The sequence below is a fragment of the Acinetobacter sp. YH12068_T genome (assembly GCF_024606005.1).
Classification (GTDB): Bacteria; Pseudomonadota; Gammaproteobacteria; order Pseudomonadales; family Moraxellaceae; genus Acinetobacter; species Acinetobacter amyesii.
The window spans coordinates 1,495,633-1,511,964 of record NZ_CP094555.1 but is presented as its reverse complement, the minus strand read 5'-3'; the positions used below and the strand labels follow the sequence as shown (position 1 = coordinate 1,511,964).

Annotated in this window: 14 protein-coding genes; 5 read left to right on the top strand and 9 right to left on the bottom strand. The window is 38.1% G+C overall.

Annotated features, from left to right (window positions below):
• Positions 1-25 precede the first annotated feature (25 nt).
• Positions 26-400: a glycine cleavage system protein GcvH gene (gcvH, locus tag MST18_RS07365; protein WP_078193810.1), complete on the top strand. Its 375-nt coding sequence runs from the start codon at positions 26-28 to the stop codon at positions 398-400.
• A 97-nt stretch (positions 401-497) separates the two neighbouring features.
• Here the strand turns inward: gcvH and MST18_RS07360 are convergent, their stop codons facing one another.
• Positions 498-1,688, bottom strand: a complete 1,191-nt coding sequence (locus MST18_RS07360; protein ID WP_180133402.1) for a PilT/PilU family type 4a pilus ATPase — start codon at positions 1,686-1,688, stop codon at positions 498-500.
• A gap of 270 nt (positions 1,689-1,958) precedes the next feature.
• The gene (locus tag MST18_RS07355; protein ID WP_180133403.1) at positions 1,959-3,041 is read right to left on the bottom strand and encodes a 3-deoxy-7-phosphoheptulonate synthase; all 1,083 of its coding nucleotides are present in this window, start codon (positions 3,039-3,041) and stop codon (positions 1,959-1,961) included.
• A 700-nt stretch (positions 3,042-3,741) separates the two neighbouring features.
• Between MST18_RS07355 and MST18_RS07350 the strand changes: the two genes are divergently transcribed.
• Positions 3,742-5,325: an ATP-binding cassette domain-containing protein gene (locus tag MST18_RS07350; RefSeq protein ID WP_180133404.1), complete on the top strand. Its 1,584-nt coding sequence runs from the start codon at positions 3,742-3,744 to the stop codon at positions 5,323-5,325.
• A 122-nt stretch (positions 5,326-5,447) separates the two neighbouring features.
• On the opposite strand, the gene MST18_RS07345 is transcribed toward MST18_RS07350, so the two are convergent.
• From MST18_RS07345 to MST18_RS07335, 3 genes are all read right to left on the bottom strand, one after another.
• Positions 5,448-6,617, bottom strand: coding sequence for an acyl-CoA desaturase (locus tag MST18_RS07345; protein ID WP_180133405.1), 1,170 nt, complete (start codon positions 6,615-6,617; stop codon positions 5,448-5,450).
• Between the two features lie 35 nt (positions 6,618-6,652).
• Complete coding sequence (locus MST18_RS07340; protein ID WP_180133406.1) at positions 6,653-7,672, bottom strand: flavin reductase family protein; 1,020 nt, start codon at positions 7,670-7,672, stop codon at positions 6,653-6,655.
• A 292-nt stretch (positions 7,673-7,964) separates the two neighbouring features.
• The gene (locus MST18_RS07335) at positions 7,965-9,080 is read right to left on the bottom strand and encodes an S-(hydroxymethyl)glutathione dehydrogenase/class III alcohol dehydrogenase (protein ID WP_180133407.1); all 1,116 of its coding nucleotides are present in this window, start codon (positions 9,078-9,080) and stop codon (positions 7,965-7,967) included.
• Between the two features lie 125 nt (positions 9,081-9,205).
• Here MST18_RS07335 and MST18_RS07330 point away from each other — a divergent pair, with 125 nt between their 5' ends.
• Positions 9,206-10,762 carry a phospholipase D family protein gene (locus tag MST18_RS07330; protein WP_180133408.1) on the top strand — a complete coding sequence of 519 codons (1,557 nt, stop codon included), beginning with the start codon at positions 9,206-9,208 and terminating at the stop codon, positions 10,760-10,762.
• Positions 10,763-10,833: 71 nt separating this feature from the next.
• Here MST18_RS07330 and MST18_RS07325 read toward each other — a convergent pair whose 3' ends face one another.
• Complete coding sequence (locus MST18_RS07325; RefSeq protein WP_218948585.1) at positions 10,834-11,523, bottom strand: class I SAM-dependent methyltransferase; 690 nt, start codon at positions 11,521-11,523, stop codon at positions 10,834-10,836.
• A 138-nt stretch (positions 11,524-11,661) separates the two neighbouring features.
• Here MST18_RS07325 and MST18_RS07320 point away from each other — a divergent pair, with 138 nt between their 5' ends.
• Complete coding sequence (locus tag MST18_RS07320) at positions 11,662-12,099, top strand: hypothetical protein (protein WP_180035746.1); 438 nt, start codon at positions 11,662-11,664, stop codon at positions 12,097-12,099.
• A 107-nt stretch (positions 12,100-12,206) separates the two neighbouring features.
• On the opposite strand, the gene MST18_RS07315 is transcribed toward MST18_RS07320, so the two are convergent.
• Together MST18_RS07315 and MST18_RS07310 are read right to left on the bottom strand one after the other, a co-directional pair.
• Complete coding sequence (locus tag MST18_RS07315; RefSeq protein ID WP_180133409.1) at positions 12,207-12,815, bottom strand: uracil-DNA glycosylase family protein; 609 nt, start codon at positions 12,813-12,815, stop codon at positions 12,207-12,209.
• 39 nt (positions 12,816-12,854) lie between these two features.
• A complete protein-coding gene (locus MST18_RS07310) occupies positions 12,855-13,571 on the bottom strand; it encodes an SGNH/GDSL hydrolase family protein (protein WP_180133410.1) in 717 nt (238 codons plus the stop codon).
• Between the two features lie 226 nt (positions 13,572-13,797).
• On the opposite strand from MST18_RS07310, the gene MST18_RS07305 reads away from it, so the two are divergent.
• Positions 13,798-15,162, top strand: a complete 1,365-nt coding sequence (locus tag MST18_RS07305; protein ID WP_180133411.1) for an alpha/beta hydrolase-fold protein — start codon at positions 13,798-13,800, stop codon at positions 15,160-15,162.
• 64 nt (positions 15,163-15,226) lie between these two features.
• On the opposite strand, the gene MST18_RS07300 is transcribed toward MST18_RS07305, so the two are convergent.
• Entirely contained in the window at positions 15,227-16,273 is a 1,047-nt protein-coding gene (locus MST18_RS07300; protein ID WP_180107127.1) for a fatty acid desaturase, read from the bottom strand.
• Positions 16,274-16,332 lie beyond the last annotated feature (59 nt).

Sequence of the window (16,332 nt, the reverse complement as noted above, 5' to 3'; positions counted from 1 at the left end):
ATTTAATGGATTTAAGGAGTTATCAATGAATCATCCTTCAGATTTAAAGTACGCAAGTACACATGAATGGGTGCGAATTGAAGGTGACCTTGTTGTTACAGGCATTTCTGATCATGCACAAGACGCATTGGGTGATTTAGTTTATGTTGAAGCACCAGATGTTGGTCAACATATCACTGCTGGCGAACAAGCGGGTGTGGTTGAGTCGGTAAAAACCGCTTCTGATATTCATGCTCCGGTTTCTGGTGTGGTTGTTGAAGTCAATCCAGACCTTGAAGATGATCCAGATTTTGTAAACGATGCGCCTTATAGCAAAGGTTGGATTTATAAAATTAAACCAGACAATATGGCTGATGTAGATGCTTTATTGACCAGCGAACAATATGAAGCTGGCCTGTAAATATTTCTAATATCTAAAAAATCAGCCCTCAGGCTGATTTTTTTATTTCAATATGATGGCTGAATTGGCTCATATACCATTTGCATGAATATGCAGCTTATATTTCTTCCGAAACTTCGGTACTTTCAGGTTCTTCTTTTTTTTCTTCAACCATACTAAACGATTGCGCAGCCGCTGAAGTACCATTTGCACGTGAACTTTTTAGTTTAATTTGCAAACGTAGTTCATTGGTTGAATCAGCATTTCTTAAGGCTTCTTCATAAGAAATTGCGCCGTCATTATATAAATCAAATAAAGCTTGGTCGAAAGTTTGCATCCCAAGTTCACGAGATTTAGCCATGATCGCTTTTAATTCATGAAACTCACCTTTCAAAATCAAATCTGAAATAAGCGGCGTGTTTAACATGATTTCAACGGCTGCACGGCGTCCTTTACCATCTTTAGTCTGGATTAAACGCTGCGAAACAATCGCTTTCATATTGCTCGATAAATCCATAAGCAATTGATTTCTTCGTTCCTCTGGGAAGAAGTTAATGATCCGATCTAGGGTTTGATTGGCGTTATTTGAATGTAGCGTCCCTAAACATAAATGCCCAGTTTCAGCAAAGGCAATCGCATGTTCCATCGTCTCGGTGTCTCGAATTTCACCGATTAAAATCACATCTGGTGCTTGTCGCAGGGTATTTTTTAAGGCGTTATGCCACGAATGACTATCTACACCAACTTCACGATGCGTAATCATGGATTTTTTATGTTTATGAACATATTCCACTGGGTCTTCAACAGTGATGATATGGCCTGCACTATTTTCATTTCGATAATCAATCAGCGCCGCTAAAGAGGTTGATTTCCCTGAACCTGTACCACCAACCACTAAAACCAAACCACGTTTTTCCATAATCACGTGCTTAAGCGAAGCCGGTAATTTAAGCTTTTCAAAATTTGGAATTTCTGCGGTAATGGTACGAATGACCATACCTACATGTAACTGTTGCTGAAATACATTAACACGAAAACGCGAAACGTTTGGCACACTAATCGCAAAGTTACATTCTAATTCTTTCTCAAATTCTTTGCGCTGCTTCTCATTCATCAAACTATAGGCGAAAAGCTTTGTTTTCTCAGCATCAAGCGCTTGCTGCCCAAAGGGTTTCATCATGCCTTGATGTTTAATACTTGGTGGAAAATCTGCCGTAATAAATAAATCAGAACCACCATATTCAACCACTTTTGTTAACATGTGGAACATAAAACGGCGTGCTTCTTCCAGCAATTCAGCAGTGTACATCAACTTCCCCAATATAAAATTTCAAACACCCAAGCACAGATTGTCATTATTTCAGGCGCTGTATTGGGTTTAGACATTATTGTGCATAAAAAGTGTGACTCACTCAAACATAAAATACTGAATTATCAGTATATATTTTAAAATATAGGCCATATTTCAATTTTTATATTGAAGTAAGCAACAAAGGATTTTTCAAAATAAAAGCCTTAGAACAATCAATATTCTAAGGCTTTGGGCTAAATCAATTCAGACTGAGTATGCTCTGGATTGTTAAGCACTACGTTTGATTTGTGATACACGAAGTTCATTCGCAACCTGTTGAATCAAATCAATGGTTTTGTCCCAACCTAAGCATCCATCTGTTACAGATTGACCATAAGTCATTTCACAACTAATTTTTTGATTACCATCCACTAAATGACTTTCTAACATCACACCACGCACTTGGGTATGCTCACGCTCCGCAACAATTGTGCGTAATACTTCAGGTTGCTTCATTGGGTCTTTATGGCTATTGCCATGACTACAATCGATGACTAAAGCCGGTAAATCGCCTTTTACTTTGCTGCGAATTTTGTCTATTTCAGCCAAACTATAATTTGGACCTGTATTAGAACCACGTAAAATCAAATGTGCTTGCAGGTTGCCAACGGATTCTAAAATACACGGTAAGCCGGCTTGGCTCATACCTAAGAACTGGTGTGGATGCGAAGCAGATTGAATGGCATCTAGTGCAATTTGGATTGATCCATCTGTTCCATTTTTGAAACCGATGCTGTATGGCATATGACTTGAGATTTCACGATGAATTTGTGATTCGCTGGTACGCGCACCGATTGCACCCCAAGCCAAAAGGTCATCAAAATAACCCGTCGCCATTGGGCTTAAAATTTCAGAGGCAATTGGCAAACCCATTTCAATAATTTGTAAGTACAGCTCACGTGATTTTTCTAAGCCCAACTGCATATTAGATGAACCATCTAAACTTGGGTCATACATATAGCCTTTCCAGCCCACTGTAGTACGTGGTTTCTCAATGTATGCGCGCATCACAAGAAAAATTTGATCTGAAACCTGTGCCTGTAATTGTTTTAATTTTTCAGCATATTCCAACGCAGCAATCGGATCATGGATTGAACATGGACCTGTAATAATCATTAGACGCGGGTCTTGACCCGTCAAAATATTTTGAATAGTTGCACGATGTGCAGCAATTTGTTCTGCAGCATGAACTGATAAAGGTAATTGTTGTTTCAGTTGATGTGGCAAGCTCAAAAGCGTTTCTTTTGGCCGTGTAGATTTCTGAATTTCTGAATTTTGAGTTTGTTGTAAAGCTGTATTTAGCGCATTCATTGGTTCTATTCCTTTGGACTGTACGTATAAACAGTCCGATCTTTTATCTGAGCGTTATGGGACTTTGGGACTTCAAGGCTTTAGACATAGACTGACTAAAGTAAAACCAATAACCGTTGCTAAAATATGAATTATTTACTGTAAACATGAGATTTCTCCAAAAATATTATAAAAAATCAAGACATAAAAAAACCTGATCAGGGTTGCCGATCAGGTATAAACTTGGTGGGCAACCTTTTTCATGCCCGAACGCGTTCAGGCAATTATCTAAACTGCCAGAAGTAATAATATGCGTTTGAGATTAAAGGTTGCTTTAACATCTTGATTTCATCAAAAAGTATCTGTCTGAAAATTAAAATACGCTGTATTCATCGGTTTGACAATAGTTTTTTGCTATTTTGTTGTATTAAATAACGCTGCTGTCAATTATTGCGACCTATTTTTAAAATTTGATGTATTGATTAATAAATAAACATTTATTAGACTGCACAACATTAGGCTGTCTTAAGATTTTTTCCATTTATTTTTAATTCGAGTATTTGCCAATGAAGTAAGCCCTGTTTTTTTCATCATCAAATCCATTTTTTGATGTGCAAACACATGGCTAATGACTTCGACTGCATTTTCTCAAATATTGTCTTTTTTATAGAATAAAATTAGTTATTTGTATTGCGCATCTTTGCTATCGCAAGGTGCATCTATGACTCAAACGGCTTGTACAATTTCCAAATTTAGCTTGGAATTTCCATCCAAAACACTTTTTAAAAACCTGAAATTTAACCTCAATCAACAACAACTTTCGGCATGTGTTGGTCGCAATGGTTTAGGAAAATCCTGCATCCTTAAAATCTTACATGCGCAAAATCTGAAAGATCTCCCCTATGAAGGTGAAATTTCATGGAATGTACCACATGCCTATTTATCACAATTTTCTCGACTAGAAGCTGACACGATTGCTTCTGCACTCGGTGTGGAAGATTTATATGACTCATTTCAACGTATCGAAATAGGCAGCGCAAGTTTTGAAGACTTTGAGCTGACTGAAAACCAATGGCACCGTCCTGCACTATGGCAGCAACAACTTAAGCAAGCTTCACTACCAACAGATTTAAATTTCCCAGTCGCTCAGCTGAGTGAGGGGCAAAAAACCAAATTGGCATTGTGTGCATTATTTTTAAAAACTGACCATTATTTACTTTTGGATGAGCCAAGTAACCATTTAGATGCATCCTCACATTTCTGGCTCATTGATCGCTTAAAAAACCATCCTGCGGGTGCATTCGTCGTCAGTCATGATCGAGAATTGCTGCAACATGTAGAGCATATCTATGCTTTAAATGAGTTTGGACTCAGTCATGTTACTGGCAACTATGAAGAATACGTTCAACAAAATGATCTGCAAAATAAAGCCTTACAGCGTAAGGCTATGCAGCATCAGCGTGAGTTAAAACAACTCAAATCTCAGCAACACGAAACACAGATGAAAGCGCAAAAACGAGAACAACAAGGGCGTGTCCTACGCAAGTCAAGCACCCAAGCCAAAGTGTTACTCGATTTTAAAAAGGAACAAGCCGGTCAAAGCCTCGCTTCAGTTCAAACGCAACAGCAGAAGCAATTGGAAGAAAAGAGATCTCAACTGATTCAGTCACAGCAACAACTTGAGCATGTTAAAGAGCAGCAATTCGTTTTTCAACATCACGCTGAAAAAACAGGAGAAATCTTAAGAGTTAAACATTTTCATCGCAAAACATCTCAGCACCAGCCTTTCGACTTGGCCTTACAGGCAGGTGAAAAAATTCATTTAAAAGGAAAAAATGGTATTGGTAAATCTACATTTCTAAAGTATTTGAGTCAGACCACATCACAGTCTAGCCATGAAACGTTTTTGTCTGTGCATACCCTGTATTTAGACCAAAACTTGAGTAATTTATCACCTGAACTGAGTGTTTTGGACAATTTGGCAAAGTTTAATCCTGAAGTTTCGTCAACGGAATGGCGTAATCAACTCGGTCAACTTAGAATCCGTGGTCAAAAAGCGGAACTGCCATTTCACTGTTTAAGTGGTGGTGAGCGTTTAAAAGTGACCTTGTTGGGCTTAAATTATTTAACACCGAATATTGAGCTTTTATTGTTAGATGAACCTGAAAATCACTTAGATATAGAGTCTAGAATGTTATTGGCTCAAGCCATTCAGCATTATACAGGTGCGGTGATCCTCGTTTCACATGATGCATATTTTGTAGAATCTTGTGGCATTCAGAATAGCGTGCAATTAGTTGAATAACTCTCGCTCGCTAGATATATCTAAAAAAGCCAAAGTAGATGAACGCTACTTTGGCGAATTTAATGCTTTAGAAATCATCCATTGGAAGCATTAAGGGCAATATTGCTAAACAATACTGTATTTTAACACCCGATTTTCTTCATGATTTTTTGTTTAAGGCGCTGCTGAAGTGAAGCTGAACGTTCCTTAAGCTCGGCACGCCAGTCATTTGGCACTGAACATTTCGCGAGTCGAACCCAAACGCTGGCAAACTGTTTGATAAAACTGGCTTCGTTGTAGTGAATACCATATTCCTCACAGAGTGCTTTAATTTTAGGTGCGGCTTCTGCATAGCGGTTTGCAGGCATATCTGGGAATAAATGGTGTTCAATTTGGTGACTCAAATTACCACTGAGTATATGCAACCATTGTGTTCCACTAAAATTACTTGAGCCACGAATTTGACGGAGATACCACTCTGCTCGAGTTTCATTTTCGGTATTATCCATCTCAAAGTTTTCCGCATCTTCTGTAAAATGGCCATTAAAGATGACAGCTGAAGCCCATAAGCTACGAATTACGTTGGCTACAGCATTTCCTGCAAATACAGGAATCGCATTGGGACCTGCAATAAGTGGAAAAAACACATAATCTTTAATCACTTGGCGCTTAATTTTCTGACGCACATCGGCTGCTTCATGCCATACATCTTTCCAAGTTTTGGTTTTATACGCAATAACATCTTCTAAATGTAACCGTTGAATGCCGACATACCACTCAAAGAAAACCATGAGTTGGGCAGCCAGTGGAATATTGAAAAGGAAACGTGGCTCCCACTTTTGCGATTCACTCACACGGATTAAGCCATAGCCGACATCATGGTCCATACCGACAATATTGGTATAGGTGTGATGCACATAGTTATGGGTATATTTCCAGTCTTGGCCCGTGGCAATGGTATCCCAATCATAATTAGCACCATTTAAGCTTGGGTCATTTAACCAATCAAACTGACCATGCATCACATTATGACCGAGTTCCATGTTCTCTACGATTTTAGAAATACCCAATAAACCCGTACCGAGTAACCACACCGGTGGAATCCAACCTGCAAACATCAACATGCAACGAGATGCGATCTCGCTATAACGGACAAAATTGCGAATTTTGTAAATGTACACTGCATCTTTTTCACCCACACTCTGCATGATTTCACGGCGAATTTGCTCAACTTTTTCGCCAAATTCAGCAGTTTGTTCTGGAGATAAATAACGTGACTTACTATTCGGACTAATATATATCGATTGATTCATGATGACGCCCCTGATTTATTTTTATACGGCTTGGATTAGAGTTGAATACGTACAGGTGAAATGGCCTGAGAGACACATAACTTGATTTGCGTGTTATTCGCATGATCAATTGCGCCAGTAAGTAAGTTTTTCACTGAACCCTGCAATTTCGTACACGAACAAGTATTACAAATGCCCATCCGACAGCCGTGCGCAGGTTTTAAACCAGCTTTTTCAGCACTTTCCAGTAAATTACCCTCTGCCAAAAAATCTTGCTGGGCTACACTAAAAGTGACAGGTTGAGCAGGTACTGAATCATCAGCAATCATTTGAAAATATTCAGTGTATAAATAATCTGAAAGCTTGAACTCACGATACAGTTGTTCAATGCTGTGCATCATTGGTGCTGCACCACATGCATAGCAATCTCGCTGTTTAAAATCAGGCACCATGTGATTTAGCACTTCTGGTGAGATATGCAATTTTGTTTTCAGCGTATTAATCGCGTGTAAATGTGCATGGTTAGATTGCTTCGCTAGTTGAATCAATTCATCCAAATACGCATTATCTCGATTGAAGTAAATCAGGTCAACCGTACGCCCAAGCTGAATCGCTTGTTTAAACAAAGCCATGATTGAGGTAATACCACTACCTGAAGCAAGCAGTAAAATTGGTCGATCCGAATTTAGCTTTAGGCCAAACTCACCTTGCGGTTGCGATAATTCAACAACATCACCTGTTTTTAATTGCGTCAGGTAGTTGGACACTTTGCCTTGTTGTTTGACTGCGATGACCACATGACCTGATGTATTGATTTCGACGATGCTATAGCTACGTTGATGACGTACACCATCTTTGACCACTGTCACTAGAATACATTGGCCTGGTCGATAGTTTGCTGCTTTAAAGTTGTGATTCGCTAAAAAACTGAGTTCATAAAACCCGATCCCCACACAACGTGATTTGACCAATTGTGCTTTTAAACGTTTGTAGGCCCAAATTGCATCAAATTTTTCTGCAATAAAATCAATAAAATCTTCCCGAATCCACTCAGGCTTGTAACTTGTAGTTGTCATTTTTTGCCTCGGATAATGCATTAATATACATTTGTTTTTAAATTATGCATACCTTATGTTTAGTGCTAATTTCCCACCATGTGAATTCGGGACAAAATCTATCATTTGGCATTTTTTATCATTTTATGTCTAACAATCTGTCACTTTTTGCAAATCCTAATTTGAAGTTTTGATTTGTTATAACGACACAAATAAAAAAAACTAGGCCAAAGCCTAGTTTTTAAAACAGTGCAAATTAACGCATTAATTTTTAAATGATTAGTCGTTTAATCAAAAATATTTAAATCAAAGTTTAATCTTCAAAATGTACAACAGAGCGAATTGATTTACCTTCATGCATTAAATCAAAGGCTTCATTGATTTTATCCAGCCCCATGGTATGGGTCACGAATGGTTCAAGTTTGATCTCGCCTGACATGGCTTCTTCTACCATACCCGGTAATTGTGAACGACCTTTAACACCACCGAAAGCAGTGCCTTTCCAAGTACGACCTGTAACCAATTGGAATGGACGGGTTGAAATTTCTTGACCTGCACCAGCTACACCAATAATCACAGATTGGCCCCAACCACGGTGAGCACATTCCAAAGCAGAGCGCATCACATTGGTATTGCCAATACATTCAAATGAATGGTCGACGCCCCAGCCCGTCATTTCTACAATCACTTCTTGAACTGGACGATCATAATCTTTTGGATTAACAAAATCTGTAGCGCCAAATTCTTCAGCCAGTTTGAATTTATCAGGATTGGTATCTACGGCAATGATACGACCTGCTTTGGCTTTTTTAGCACCTTGTACCACAGCCAAACCAATTCCGCCTAAACCAAAGACTGCAACTGAGTCACCTTCCTGAACTTTAGCGGTATTTTTAACTGCACCGAGACCTGTTGTTACGCCGCAACCCAACAAACATACATGTTCGTGGTTCGCTTCAGGGTTAATTTTTGCCAAAGACACTTCTGCAACCACAGTATATTCAGAGAATGTTGAACAGCCCATATAGTGATAAATCGGCTGACCATTATAAGAAAAACGTGTTGTGCCATCCGGCATTAAACCTTTCCCTTGTGTCGCTCGTACAGATACACAAAGATTTGTTTTACCCGATTGACAGAATAAACATTCACCACATTCTGCGGTATAAAGTGGAATAACATGATCACCTGGTTGCACTGAAGTCACACCTTCACCGACTTCAACCACAACACCTGCACCTTCATGCCCTAAAATTGCTGGAAATACGCCTTCAGGATCATCACCTGACAATGTAAATGCATCTGTATGACACACACCTGTATGGCTAATTTTGACTAAAACCTCACCTGCTTTAGGTGGTGCCACATCAATTTCAACAATTTCTAAAGGCTGACCCGGTCCAAAAGCAACGGCTGCACGTGATTTCATGTCTAAAAACATCCTGTATGGCTTATATTAACAGATGAGTTACAGTAACCTCTTTTTAAGCCTAGATACAACCTTAAAACATGATGTTATGATGAATTTTTAAAGGAATGATTAATGCTATTCGAATGATACAATTACGTGAAATAAGTTGTACTGTCGGTTTAACTGTTTCGATCAGCCTATTAACTGGATGCAGCTTACCTAGCAATCAGTCAAAAAAAGATGTCCCTATACAATCACATGCAGAAAAATGGATTACGTCTGCTACGGATTTAGAAAAATTACAACAAAAACAATCGGCTTATTTAGCCTTAGATGATGCTTTCTTAAGTATTGCATCTCGCCTGCATTTGATTCGAAACGCAAAATACACCATCGATTTGCAATATTATATTTGGGAAAATGATGCTATTGGGCATCTGATGTTTCAAGAATTACTGCATGCCGCTGACCGTGGGGTAAAAGTAAGGCTACTAATTGATGATCAAAACGGGACGAAACTCGATCCGACCTTACAATCCCTTTCAGCTCATCCCAACATTTCAATCAAACTGTTTAATCCCTATAAATTCAGAAAATTACGTGTCATTGATTATGCATTTCGCTTAAAGCATATTAACCATCGTATGCATAATAAATTAATTGTTGCCGATGGTTTTATAGGCGTAACTGGTGGTCGTAACATCAGTAATGAATATTTTGATGCCAGTGAAAGTTTTCAATTTACAGATTTGGATATCCTTTTCTATGGGGAAGCCATTCAACAAGCCAATCAAGTGTTTTTGAACTTTTGGAATGATGATTTAAGTTATTCTGTTCAGCAATGGATTGGTGCAGGTACAAAAGAAGACTTAAATCAATTAAGACAAACGTACCAAGAAAACTCTACAACGTTGACTAAAGATCAACAGCGCATTAACTATGCACAGCAACAACTGGCGGCTCAGCTTAAACTAAGACCGGTGAATTGGGCCGAAGCACATTTCATTGCGGATAGTCCGAATAAAATTCGTGGTGAGGCTAAAGAGCAAGAATTAATTTATAACCAATTTTCGACCTTGATGGGACAGCCCAAGGAACGCATGGAATTGGTTTCAGCTTATTTTGTTCCCACGCAACAAGGAACTGACTTTCTAACGGGTCTTGCAGGTAAAAATGTAGAAGTCCGTGTGTTAACCAATTCATTTTTAGCCAATGACGTCGCTGTCGTTCATGCATTTTATCAAAAATATCGCAAAGACTTACTCGAAAATGGCGTGAAACTATATGAATTTAAACCTTATATAGAGCGTTCAAAACGCACATGGTATGAGGTCATAACTGGAAATATCATCCCCGCAAAAGGCAAAAATGCCTCTAGTTTGCATGCAAAATTTTTCGATATCGACGGAATGGTGTTTATTGGATCATTTAACTTTGATCCACGTTCCGCAAATTTAAATTCGGAAGTTGGCCTTGTCGTTAAGTCTGATCGATTACAAAACGATATTTCTGCCGCATTAAACCAATATTTACCGCAAATTGCGTATGAATTAAAACTGGATGAAAACGGCGAAATCATTTGGTTAGAACATCAAAAAAATGGAAAAACCAAAACCTATACTCATGAACCAGAAACAACAAGATTCCAACGATTTAGTATAAAAGCAGTGTCATACCTCCCGATTAAATGGATGATGTAATGACAACATACTGCTAAATGATTGAATTGCCCTCGTCGAGGCTATTTATTGAAATAATCTGATAAGTTCGATCAAGTCAAAAACGGTCTTAGTCTGTCTCGTTCATATGAGTGCTGGCTTTTGAAAAGAACCAAACCATTGACTTCACCCAGACATTCCACTTGGCCATAATTGGCTGCTTTCAGCGCGGCTAAATGTTCCTCAACTGACATATACAACTCATGATTTTGCTGTGCATGTGGTGCATATAAATGATCACATACAAAATACACGCCTTGTGTGTTTAACAACGTTTTTACAGTCCGATGAAACTCTGCTGCATACGCCTTATGCCTCAATTCATGTAAGGCCTGATGAATAATAATCACATCAAAGGTGCTGTTTTGATTGAAGTGAAGTGATTCTTCCCAAGCAGATTGTTTGAAATCCCCTGTTATAAAATTACATTTTAAGCGTTGCGCTGCACTTAGTTTTCCTTTTGCCAAGTCATGCATAGCTTCGGAAAAATCAAATGCTGTGTAATCTATATTTGGACAATGATTGATTAAAAACTCTGCCAAATAGCCTGGGCCTGAACCGAGTTCAAGCACGTGCGCATTCGGGTTTAAAGCCAAAATAGAGTCGACATACATTTGAAAGATGTCATAACGCCACGGTCGTTTAAGATTCACTTCAGCGGCCCATTGTTTAGCTTCGATTGGATCTTTTAAGTCTATGGGGCTGTGCACATCATTTATGTGAATATTATTTTCGCAATTCATTTATCTTAGACTTAATTTAGATAGATTGAATGCTATTTATACATAAAATATCTCAATAAAAGCAAAGGTTTTACTCACACTTGATGATGCTTTAACATCCACCGCTTATTTTGTTTTATCTCCCCCTAAAGTTTTCTAATGCAATTTTTTGATTTAAGCCGCCAATTTAATTTAAGTGATATTTTAACGCCTTTTACGACACTTCCTGAACTTGGTCATCAAGAATGGTTTTTGTCGAAAGTTCGGGTTGAGCATGACTGCTTATCTGACAATGACATAATTGAAGGCCAAGCTGTACTTAAATCTAATCACAATATTCAAATTGAGTTGGAATGGTTAATTCAAGATACAGGTCATGAATTACAGCTTTTATTTAAAGGCATTGAAACTGCAGCTAGCGAAGAAACTTTGGTGATCGTGAAAGGCGCGCAAATTGTAGATGATGCAAACAAAAAAGTTTCATCCCAGACTCTGAGTTTGTGGATCGATGGCACTTTACTGCCTATGCTGCCTCATATTCGCAAAGAAATTAAAGCGCGTTTAAACCTTTGGGATTATGTTGAATATGATGGCTAAGGAATTGGTGTTTATCCATTATTAAGATGCCACCTTTTAATCATTGAATGTTTGCCTGTTTAAATGAGACATAAATTTCAAGGTATCTCACAATAACGCAAACTTCCCTAAAGCAAGCCTATATCTTTAAATAAGCTTTGATAGGCTTCGGCTTTTTTTTCCAGTGCTAGTGGATAAGCTCTAGATGATGATGGCATACGGTATAAAGTCAAATCTCTGCCTGCAAATTCGGTATGAACAGCATGCCCAATGTGTGGTTTTTCCGTATTTTCTGGCATAGAGAGCATTAAAGTATCAGTCGCTTTGTCTCCTGTCGTCATAATACTATGGCAATTAGGCATCTGCGTAAGAAGCTTCGCAATATCGGTTGGCTGATGAATCTGTAAAAACTTGTCTGACGCATTGCCTTTCAAACGAATCACTTGATAGGCCGTATCAAAAATGCCTATGCCTATTTCATTTAAAAAATCTCGAATGAGCTTTTCTTTAAAAGTCTTGCTATCTACATTGAGAAAATGATTTTTATCCTGAAAAAAACATAGCCCAAAGATTTTCCACATGTCATTTTGGAAATTTGGATAATAAAAATCCATCTTCCAGCGTGTTTTGGGTGGAGGAAAACTCCCTAGCATCAAGAGTTTCCCATTTGATGGCAAAAATGGCACTAAAGGATGCGTTTCGATTTGCGGATTCACGTCTGAAATATCTTTACTCATATAGATGCAACTTCACCAAGTGATTGAATCATATATTATCTATGAAAATTGTTCAGTGATTTGTTTCGCTATTTTTTCAGCCCATAATTGATAAATTTCTTTACTCGGGTGAAAGCCGTCTTTGGCCATTTGTAAATTTTTTTCACGATATTCTTGTAAATCGTATTCAATTAGCCTCGTATTAGGCTTTGTTTTAATAAAATTTTTTAACAGCGCATTCATCTTTTGAGAATATTGTCCAAACAACCATGACAATGGAAACGGTAAAGCTGGAAACTCATTCATTGGTGGCACACCTGAAATGATCAATAGCTGTGGATGAAACTTTTCCTCGACAGCTTGATATAAACGCTGCTGGAGCTTCAACCATTGGTCTGGCTGTTTTAAAGCTGTGACATCATTGACACCAACAGAGCTGATCACGACATCAAAGTTCTGCGTAGTGACATTGTCCAAAGCATTGATGATTTGCTGGCTGTTATGCCCCGTTGTGGCTTCAAGGCAAAAGTGAACTTGATAATCAGGCGATAAAATTTTAAGCAATTGTCCCAATAGCGCATCCGACTGATGCTCGACGCCGACACCTGCTGCTGCTGAATCACCTAGTATTAATACCGATAATGGTCGATTACCCTGACCACTCATCCCACAACGTTCTCCCATCGGTTCTGCTAAACGTGGTGTATTTTTTTTCACACGGTAACCTTGGATCAATAATGCAGGTAACAGCAGCAGTGTTGATACTTTGAGTAGCATAATATTTAGCAATGATTGAGAGCTTGTCGACTGCATTATTTTAATTATTTTAAAAAACAAAGCATTGACTCTATTGTTATTTTTCTACATTTTCTTTTTTTAAAAGCACCATTCTGCGGCATATTGCTAGTTTTTTATATTAATAATGATTATCATTTATCTAATTTCATTCTACCTATTTTATTATTTCAATGAAAAAACTTTCCCTACTTTTTTGGCTTGTTCTATGAGCTTTGCTGTTTCTTCTGCTTTTGCCCAAACTCAAAACTTACCCGCTTTAACCGATACAACAGAAAAAAAACATTTCCCTTATGCTGCTGCATGTGAAGATGTCAAAGCGCAAAGCCAAATATTATTAAACCTACAACATCAGTTAAATCAAAATCCAAAACAACATGCTCAAATTCGTGAAGATTTTTGGAAGCGTGTAGAGCTTATAGGTACACCAATCATTGAAAACTATGATGAACAACATAGCCGCATAGTTTTCTTATGGAAAGGTGCGCAGCATAATGTTCGCCTTATTGGTGGCCCAAGTAATGACCATGAATGGTTAACACGCCTACCAAATACCGATATTTGGTTTAAAGAATCGATTATTGATCATCGTTATATTGGCAGTTATAGCTTTGCTGTCGATTTACCGAACTTAGAAGGCTATCTGTCAAATTATTGTCCGCATCTGAATCCAAAACTTAAAGAATCAAGAATGCAGCGTCGTGCTGTGATACAGGTACAACGGATTGATCCTTTCAATAAAAAGACTTATCTCGCAAGTGATGACACATCAGGCTTGCGTAATGAAAATTTAGTGGCGCTTAAAGATGCCCCGCCTTTTATTGATCCAAAACAATATCCAAATGTGAACCCGCCCCAATTACAAGAGTTTGTTCTAGACAGCAAAATTTTGAATAACTCACGTAAAATCCAAATTTACCAATCTAAAGCTAAGAAAAATCAAAGCTATATCACTGCTATATTTTTTGATGGTCACCAATATAACGAGTTGCTGAATGTTCCAAAGGCATTAGACATTTTAGTTGAACAAGGTCAGTTACCGCCAATTCAAGCCATATTTGTTTCTCCACCGAACGATCAGGAACGACCTAAAGAATTAACACCCAATGCAAAATTTTCAGCATTTTTTAGTGATGAACTGATACCTTGGATTCAAAAAAATGCACCTGCAAAAGTCGATTCGAAAAAAACGGTATTACTCGGGTCAAGTCTTGGCGGTTTAAGTTCAGCTTATTTAGCCTTAGAAAATCCAAATCAAATTAGTCATGTCGTACCGTTATCTGGATCATTTTGGTGGCAAAATGCGCCGACAGACCTCCCTAATGGCATGAGTAAAATCATTCGTGATAAAACCTCGCAACCTAAACAGCATTGGTTTATTACTGCCAATAGTTATGAAAGTTCTCGAAATAATAATGAACTGAGTATTTTAGAGACTTCACCTATTGTTGCAGCCGATTTAAAAAATAAAGGTCATGATGTGCATTACCAATCATATATCGGCGGACATTCCTACGCGGTATGGCAAGTTGCCTTGCAAGATGCGCTCAAGCATTTTTTTGCACACAAGTAATTTATAAAAGTTTAGATCATAAAAAAGCCCTCAATTGAGGGCTTTTTTTGAAGCTAGTACTGATTTAATTCCAGCGATTTATGCGTTTAAAGGTTCCAAAATCATTGAAACGTACACCAACCTCACGCATGACTTGGTGTGCAGTTTTTGCGGTTAGATGACGAATATAAAACGGCTCTTTTACCACAAAATGGTGGATGGCATGGGTCGAACCAAAGTTAAAGCAAAATAATTGCATTGGGAACAACCACCACGGATTTAACACCTGAGTTTGTTTAATGACATCGCGTGGGTCAATATCACCATAATAATGCATATTTGAGCTGATAAATTGTAAGCAGAAAGAACGTATAAAGTTCGGAATAATCCAAACCACAGCTAGAAAATTAATCGTTGGAATTAACTTTACTAAATTGACTGACCAACTAATACTTTGCCCTAACATTGGAGCAATACCATTCACTACATGATAAATGACAAATACATACCAAATGCCGTAATAAACAAAACTTAAGGGGAAAAATCCAGTCAATTGAGAGAACAATGCCGTTTTACGTTCTTTTTCAGGTTGTTTTTCAATGAATGTCCTAATCATCTTGAACATTTGAAATGGGCGCAAATAAACCGTCATCAATTGATCGCTAATGACCAATATACGACGTAAACCCCACGGCATGCCATTACTAATGCCCCGTTCTTCCAAATCGTATTCTGAACCTGAATATTTATGGTGGTTGAGATGCAAACGACGACGTGCCCAAGGACTAATAGTATTCGGACGTGCTAACCACACCAAGGCCAACATGAGATGGTGAGCCCACGGCGTCTTTTTAAAGTACATATAATGAATCAGGTCATGTTCTAATTCATGTGTCAGTGAAGCAAACATCGCCACCAAAATCACACAAGCCCATGCCGGTAAAATGCCAACAGCAAACGCCCAAGCTGAACCCAACATTCCTAGTAGCGCAAAAATAAGGATGGCTGCGCCTATAAAGTTTTGATGTTTTAAAATGGGATATTGCTGACGTAAGTCTTCACCAGCTTTCGTTACGACAGTTCTGACTTTGTTAATTCGCTGTTGATCTGTCATATCGGAAGACATAGACATAGTACAAACCTAAAAATTAATGAACAGTTGTACATTAAAGCAAATTAAAAAAAAGGAAA

What these genes read in the sequence shown, in the direction of transcription:
- MST18_RS07350 (WP_180133404.1), top strand. Translation starts at nt 3,742, where the DNA reads ATGACTCAAACGGCTTGTACAATTTCCAAATTTAGCTTGGAATTTCCA.
- gcvH (WP_078193810.1), top strand. Translation starts at nt 26, where the DNA reads ATGAATCATCCTTCAGATTTAAAGTACGCAAGTACACATGAATGGGTG.
- MST18_RS07305 (WP_180133411.1), top strand. Translation starts at nt 13,798, where the DNA reads ATGAGCTTTGCTGTTTCTTCTGCTTTTGCCCAAACTCAAAACTTACCC.
- MST18_RS07335 (WP_180133407.1), bottom strand. Translation starts at nt 9,080, where the DNA reads ATGAAATCACGTGCAGCCGTTGCTTTTGGACCGGGTCAGCCTTTAGAA.
- MST18_RS07320 (WP_180035746.1), top strand. Translation starts at nt 11,662, where the DNA reads ATGCAATTTTTTGATTTAAGCCGCCAATTTAATTTAAGTGATATTTTA.
- MST18_RS07315 (WP_180133409.1), bottom strand. Translation starts at nt 12,815, where the DNA reads ATGAGTAAAGATATTTCAGACGTGAATCCGCAAATCGAAACGCATCCT.
- MST18_RS07310 (WP_180133410.1), bottom strand. Translation starts at nt 13,571, where the DNA reads ATGCTACTCAAAGTATCAACACTGCTGCTGTTACCTGCATTATTGATC.
- MST18_RS07345 (WP_180133405.1), bottom strand. Translation starts at nt 6,617, where the DNA reads ATGAATCAATCGATATATATTAGTCCGAATAGTAAGTCACGTTATTTA.
- MST18_RS07355 (WP_180133403.1), bottom strand. Translation starts at nt 3,041, where the DNA reads ATGAATGCGCTAAATACAGCTTTACAACAAACTCAAAATTCAGAAATT.
- MST18_RS07340 (WP_180133406.1), bottom strand. Translation starts at nt 7,672, where the DNA reads ATGACAACTACAAGTTACAAGCCTGAGTGGATTCGGGAAGATTTTATT.
- MST18_RS07330 (WP_180133408.1), top strand. Translation starts at nt 9,206, where the DNA reads ATGATACAATTACGTGAAATAAGTTGTACTGTCGGTTTAACTGTTTCG.
- MST18_RS07300 (WP_180107127.1), bottom strand. Translation starts at nt 16,273, where the DNA reads ATGTCTATGTCTTCCGATATGACAGATCAACAGCGAATTAACAAAGTC.
- MST18_RS07360 (WP_180133402.1), bottom strand. Translation starts at nt 1,688, where the DNA reads ATGTACACTGCTGAATTGCTGGAAGAAGCACGCCGTTTTATGTTCCAC.
- MST18_RS07325 (WP_218948585.1), bottom strand. Translation starts at nt 11,523, where the DNA reads ATGAATTGCGAAAATAATATTCACATAAATGATGTGCACAGCCCCATA.